Raw genomic sequence first — 6,125 nt, 5'->3', positions numbered from 1 at the left:
CGATATTGCAGCCAATGCGGGTCGCCAGTTCGCCGTCGAGCGCCTCGCCTGTCGGCAAGCCGCTGTCGGCCACCGCCTGGAAAGCTGCAGCCAGACCCAGATGAATGAAGCGATCCATGTGCCGCGCTTCTTTTTCGGGAATGTAATCCGCGATATTGAAGCCTTTGACCTCACCAGCAAATTTGCAGGCAAAGTTGCTTGCATCAAACTGCGTGATCAGATCAATTCCGGGCACACCGGCAATCAGATTGGCCCAGGATTCAGYCACGGTATTACCTACCGGGCTGACACAACCCAGACCTGTCACGACGACACGACGACGGCTCATTCAAAAATCCTGAGAAGAACCCGAAAAGCCCTGGAATGACTTTTCAGGCTTGATGACGGCGGAAGCAGGCGAAAGCCTTGCCTCAAGCCTTTTGATGGGTGTTTGCGTAGTCAATCGCGTTCTGGACGGTGGTGATCTTCTCGGCGTCTTCGTCGGGAATCTCAATGCCGAACTCGTCTTCCAGAGCCATAACCAGTTCTACGGTGTCAAGGGAGTCAGCGCCCAGATCGGCCACAAAGGCTTTTTCGCTGGTGACCTGGCCTTCTTCCACGCCGAGTTGTTCGGCAATGATTTTCTTAACACGTGCTTCGATATCGCTCATAGTTCCCTCTGAGGGTTGTAAATTAATCCGTGATTTTACCGCGTTAGAGTCGTTTCCCTAAGCACCGCGCCGGACGGATAAAAACCGGCTTCGATTTCCCGTGTTTTACCACTGTCAGCCTGCCGTTTTCATGAAACTGCGGGGCTGACGCCTCAAGAGCTACATATACATGCCGCCGTTGACGTGAATCTCCTGGCCTGTGATGTAGGCCGCCTGCGGACTCGCCACAAAGGCCACAGCGTGCGCAATGTCTTGCGGTTTGCCRAGATGGCCCAGCGGRATCTGCCCTAAAAGTGCTTTTTGCTGCTCTTCCGGCAATCCGGCGGTCATGTCGGTCTCGATAAAGCCCGGCGCGACGCAATTGACGGTGATGTTACGCGAGCCGAGCTCGCGCGCCAGTGCGCGCGTCATGCCGGCCACGCCGGCCTTGGCTGCCGCATAATTGGATTGGCCCGCGTTGCCCGAGGCACCAACGACGGATGTGATGCTGATGATGCGGCCGTAGCGCTGCTTCATCATGGTGCGCATCACGGCGCGGCTCATGCGGAACACGGCCTTGAGGTTGGTGTCCAGCACCGCATCCCAATCGTCATCCTTGAGCCGCATTGCCAGCATGTCGCGTGTGATGCCCGCGTTGTTGACCAGCACCTGCAGGCCACCGTGCTCCTTGACGATGGCGTCGATCAGCGCTTCAGCGGCGGTAACGTCGTTCACATTCAGGTTTTTGCCGGCGCAACCCGGGAAAGCCGCAAGGGCCTGGCCGATTTTGGCCGCGCCTTCATCGCTGGTCGCCGTGCCTATCACTTTGAGGCCTTTTTGGGCCAGCTCCAGCGCAATGGCCGCGCCAATACCGCGCGATGCGCCGGTGACCAGTGCGACCTGGCCTTCAAACTTGACTTCGCTCATGCCAGTAACTCCTTCACTTCCGCCAGGGAGGCGGGATCAAACAGGGGGACACCCGTCAATTCGGGATCGATTCTTTTGGCCATGCCGGCCAGCACCTTGCCAGGCCCGCACTCGACCAGCGTCGTGAGGCCGCGTGCCTTGATGGCCTGCACGCATTCCACCCAACGCACGGGGCCGAAAGCCTGCCCGTACAGCGCCGCGCGAATGCGGTCAGCATCAGTCTCGACGGCTACCTCTACGTTGTTGATGACCGGGATCTTCGGCGCTGCGAACTCGACTGCGGCCAGCTTCTCGCGCAGCTTCTCGGCTGCGGGCTTCATCAGGCTGGAGTGGAAGGGAGCCGACACCGGCAGGGGCAAGGCGCGCTTGGCACCGTTGGCCTTGAGCACTTCGCAGGCTTTCTCAACCGCAGCCTTGCTGCCCGCGATGACAGTCTGCATCGGGTCGTTGAAATTGACGGCTTCGACCACTTCGGTGGTGTTGGCCCCAAAGCTGCGTGCGGCCTCGGCACAGCCTTCAATCACTTTGGAGGCTTCCATGCCCAGAATGGCCGCCATCGCGCCCACACCGACCGGCACTGCGTCCTGCATGGCCTGCGCACGAAAGCGCACCAACGGTGCGGCTTGCGCGAGCGTCAACACGCCTGAAGCCACCAGAGCGGAGTATTCACCCAGCGAGTGGCCCGCGACCGCGGCCGGCGCGGTACCGGTTTCGGCCATCCAGGCACGGTAAGCCGCCACGCCGGCGACCAGCATGACAGGCTGCGTGTTCGTGGTCAGCGCCAGCGCCTCCTTGGGGCCGTCCTTGATCAGTCGGCCGACATCCTCGCCAAGCGCCTCGGAAGCTTCGGCCAGCGCCTGCACAACCACCGGATGGTCGCCCCAGGCGTCCAGCATGCCGACCGACTGCGAACCCTGGCCGGGAAAAACAATAGCAAACGATTTCAAATGATTACTCCATGGGTCGAATTCTTGGATCGCTGAAAAGCATCCGCATGCATTTTAAGAAGATGAACAGTCATTTTTTGAAGCACAGTCTGTCAGACTGACGACGGTATAGCGCCATTGTGCGCACCACGCAGCCGTGCAAAACCCCATCCGACAGCCGATTTGACGCACTGATAGATAGCCGCAACGGCCAGCCAGGGGTCTATCAGGTAGTCCCACAAATTGGTGGACTCCAGCGACCCCGCAGCCCAGGCCAGTAAAGCCAGAGCGATCAGCAAGGGCAGCAAACGAAATCCCCTGGCCCAGCATGCCAGCGACAGCGCCAGAAGCACCGCCCAGAGAACTGGCGAACCCCAGCCCAGCCGGTAGGCATCCCAGTCACCCCAGCCCAGGGCCAACGGGTACAAGAACAATGCGCCCACAGCAAGGACAACACTCACCAGCATGCACTCGCGGGTATCCGTCAAGCGGACGCCCGACAGGCGCTGGTACATGCCAAGACAGGCGAGTGCCACCAAARAAATGCTCAGGTCCGAGCTGATGCCGCGCACATAGGCCACGAGCGGTAAACGGGCCGGCCCCACCGGGCACCACAGAAGTACAAACACCGCGGCAGTAGCAAACTTGCGCCACAGCGTGGCGCCATGCCGCCAGCTCAGCAGCCGCAGACACCCGGCGCTGAGCACCAGGTTGATGCCGAACAAGGCGATCAGATCATTTGCCGGAGGAAGCATGGCCGGTCGCCGCTTGCGCGGCCTGGAGGGTTTGCAGGGGATCCAGCCGCACGTGCTTGATGCGCGTGCGATGCCAGGTATAGACGAGATGCAGGTAGCCGTCGCGGGTTTGCAGCAAGTAAGGATAAGAAAATTCCTGGGAGCAGCTCTGGTCTCCGCACAACTGGCGCCGGGCACTGGCTACATAGGACTGGGCTTCGCCGTCGCTGGCGCCGCGGGCTTTGAGCTCCTGAGTCAGCAGGCGCTCATAGTCGATGAGGGACGTGCGCAACTGCGGGTTGGCGGACGATTCGACGATCCATGGGCTTAGCCCGTCAAACGAGCCGCCCGCCGCCGTTTGCAACAAGGCCAGCATTTCGCGATTTCGGGGCGCCGGGTTCAGGGCCAACCATTGCGTGCCGATGTTCGTCATGACGCCGGCCACAGCGGAGTCCGGATTGGGCCAGGTGCTTGCATGCGCGCGCGACCAGGTCTTGCCGGCATCCGTGGTATCTGAAGCCATCAGCGCCGTGGCATTGCCTGAGCGCATGTAGACCTGCGCCTTCTCTGGCCCCGAAACCAGCACAACCGGCTGCAGACCGGTGCGACTACCGGGAACGCGAACTTTGTCGACGACCTGGCCCAGAGCGTTGATACGCAGCACTTCTCCGAATTTGGTGACGAACTCGTGGTACACCGGCAAGCCGGTTTCGCCGCTTTCAAAGCTGACGGGTGCTCCTTTGACCAGCGTACTGATGTTCAGGAAGGGCGACGTCACCAGGCGGCGTGGCATGCTCCAGGTCGCGCCTTCATCCGTGGAACGCGCCCAGCTGATAGAGCTGCCCGCCCATCCGCCCAACGAAACGTTGACCATCCACAGGCAGAGTGAACCATCGGGCGCGCGGGCGATCACCGGATTGCCCAGTTTCTTGACATAGCGCCACAGGCCCTGCTGAAGTGTTTGACGGTTGAACAGCGTGCTTTCCGCGCTCCAGCGCAGACTGGCGGGGTCCATCACCGCGGTCTGGATGGTGACATCCCCCGCGCCTTCGCGCGAGCCCGAAAACCAGACCGCGCGCAAGCGACCATCGCGCAACTCCACGAGGGAAGCTGCATGCACAGCCTGGCCGGGAGAAGATGAGACAAATTGCGCATCAAAACGAAAGCGGCCGTCCGGCGAAAGTTGCTGTGCCGGCAAGCCCGCGCGAGGCAAGGACTTGACGGCATCAGCTGAAGGGCTGGACGGCAATGCCGCAAAAGGGGTGGCCGGTGGGCGCTGCAGGATTTTCCACCCAGCCAGGACGAAAGCCAGCACCAGCAAGGCTGCTGCAAGGCGATCCCATGCACCGGACGGTCTGAAATTCAAATGCCCACCTGTCTGTGAAAGCCTGGCAGATGGGTGGGAGCCACTCAGTAGTTGAGAAGCACCGCACCCCAGGTAAAGCCGCCGCCCACACCTTCGAGCATGAGTGTGTCGCCTTTTTGGATCTTGCCGCTGCGCACGGCTACATCCAGCGCGAGCGGGATAGAAGCCGCAGAGGTGTTTCCGTGCTGGTCGACGGTGACAATCAGCTTCTCGAGCGGCATCTTCAGTTTTTTGGCCGTGCTCTGCATGATGCGGATGTTGGCCTGATGTGGAATCAGCCAGTCGATGTCGGCATCAGTCATGTTGGCTTTTGCCAGCGTAGCGCGCGCGGCGCTTTCGAGCACGCCCACAGCCAGCTTGAACACGGCCTGACCGTCCATCTTGAGCAAGGGGTCGCCCAGGATCTGACCACCCGAGACATTGCCCGGCACACACAGGATGCCGACATGCCTGCCGTCGGCATGCAGGTCGCTGGCAAGAATGCCGGGCGTGTCCGAGGTTTCGAGCACCACGGCGCCGGCGCCATCGCCAAAAAGCACACAGGTGGTCCGGTCTGAAAAGTCCAGGATGCGCGAGAACACTTCAGCGCCGATCACCAGCGCTTTGCTGGCCGAACCGGTGCGGATCATGGCGTCGGCCACGGTCAATGCATAGACGAACCCGCTGCACACAGCTTGCACGTCAAAGGCCGGGCAACCGGCGATGCCCAGTTTGTTCTGCAAAATGCAGGCTGCCGAGGGAAACACCATGTCCGGGGTCGAGGTCGCCACGATGATGAGGTCGATATCGGCAGCCTGCAGACCCGCGGCCTGCAGGGCATTTTTGGCSGCTTCKACACCCAGGTCGCTGCTGGTCACGTCGGRCGCGGCRAARTGGCGGGCCCGGATGCCGGTGCGCTCCACAATCCATTCATCGGAGGTTTCTACACCCCGGGTCGCCAGGTCGGCGGCCAATTCGGCATTGGTCAGTCGGCGCGGCGGCAAATAACTACCGGTGCCGGTGATGCGTGAGTAACGGGTCATTAATAAGTGGCCGGTGTTGAGACTGCTGAGTCAACTGGCATTGAGGAGGTGTCGACAGGCGCATCAGCAGGGGGCGCCGCCTGCGCTGCCACCAGCAAAGGGGCCGCATGGGCTATGCGTTCGCGCACTCTCTCAAGCAAATTGTTCCGAGCCGCATCATAAGCCCGATTCAGCGCCGTCTCAAAAGCAAAGGCGTCCGCTGAGCCGTGGCTTTTGAAAACCAGACCTTGAAGACCGAGCAGGGCGGCGCCGTTGTATCGCCTGTGGTCAACCCGATTTTTAAACGCAGTTAGCACCGGATAAGCAATGATGGCCGCAATTTTTGTCAAAACATTGCGGGAAAACTCAGCTTTTATGAAGCCGCCGATCATGCTTGCAAGACCTTCACTAGCCTTGAGCGCGACGTTGCCCACAAAACCGTCACAGACGACGATATCGGTCGTTCCCTTGAAAATATCGTTACCTTCGACATTCCCGTAAAAATTCAAATCACCGGAATTAGACGCAGAACGCAACAATTC

The 6,125-nt window shown here is 60.5% G+C and carries 7 protein-coding genes and 1 pseudogene; all 8 read right to left on the bottom strand.

Annotation, left to right across the window (positions count from 1 at the left end; genetic code table 11):
• Positions 1–328 (bottom strand): beta-ketoacyl synthase N-terminal-like domain-containing protein (locus tag AC1DWI_RS11350; protein WP_477724854.1); only part of this gene is annotated, 328 nt, incomplete at its 3' end.
• An 82-nt stretch (positions 329–410) separates the two neighbouring features.
• Positions 411–650 carry an acyl carrier protein gene (gene acpP, locus AC1DWI_RS11345; protein WP_011484542.1) on the bottom strand — a complete coding sequence of 80 codons (240 nt, stop codon included), beginning with the start codon at positions 648–650 and terminating at the stop codon, positions 411–413.
• 159 nt (positions 651–809) lie between these two features.
• Positions 810–1,556 (bottom strand): 3-oxoacyl-ACP reductase FabG, encoded by a 747-nt coding sequence (gene fabG, locus AC1DWI_RS11340; protein ID WP_457279385.1) that lies wholly within the window; start codon positions 1,554–1,556, stop codon positions 810–812.
• Positions 1,553–2,503 (bottom strand): ACP S-malonyltransferase, encoded by a 951-nt coding sequence (fabD, locus tag AC1DWI_RS11335; RefSeq protein WP_477671318.1) that lies wholly within the window; start codon positions 2,501–2,503, stop codon positions 1,553–1,555. Before fabD ends, fabG begins: the two co-directional genes overlap by 4 nt.
• A gap of 92 nt (positions 2,504–2,595) precedes the next feature.
• On the bottom strand, positions 2,596–3,237 hold the full coding sequence (locus tag AC1DWI_RS11330; RefSeq protein WP_477724853.1) for a hypothetical protein: 642 nt from the start codon (positions 3,235–3,237) through the stop codon (positions 2,596–2,598).
• The gene (locus tag AC1DWI_RS11325) at positions 3,218–4,582 is read right to left on the bottom strand and encodes a sialidase family protein (protein ID WP_477671316.1); all 1,365 of its coding nucleotides are present in this window, start codon (positions 4,580–4,582) and stop codon (positions 3,218–3,220) included. The genes AC1DWI_RS11330 and AC1DWI_RS11325 overlap by 20 nt, the downstream gene beginning before the upstream one ends.
• A gap of 44 nt (positions 4,583–4,626) precedes the next feature.
• Positions 4,627–5,604, bottom strand: a complete 978-nt coding sequence (locus AC1DWI_RS11320; protein ID WP_477724852.1) for a beta-ketoacyl-ACP synthase III — start codon at positions 5,602–5,604, stop codon at positions 4,627–4,629.
• Positions 5,604–6,125 (bottom strand): annotated as a pseudogene (locus AC1DWI_RS11315) (phosphate acyltransferase PlsX); the annotation flags it as partial. The pseudogene AC1DWI_RS11315 and the gene AC1DWI_RS11320, both read right to left, overlap by 1 nt.

It is taken from the genome of Polaromonas sp. P3_C2, assembly GCF_056402675.1.
Note: the sequence above shows the minus strand (reverse complement) of the source record. Positions and strands in the feature narration are given on the sequence as shown.

Bases quoted from the DNA above. Each gene is read 5' to 3' on its own strand.
- acpP (WP_011484542.1), bottom strand. From the start codon at position 650: ATGAGCGATATCGAAGCACGTGTTAAGAAAATCATTGCCGAACAACTC.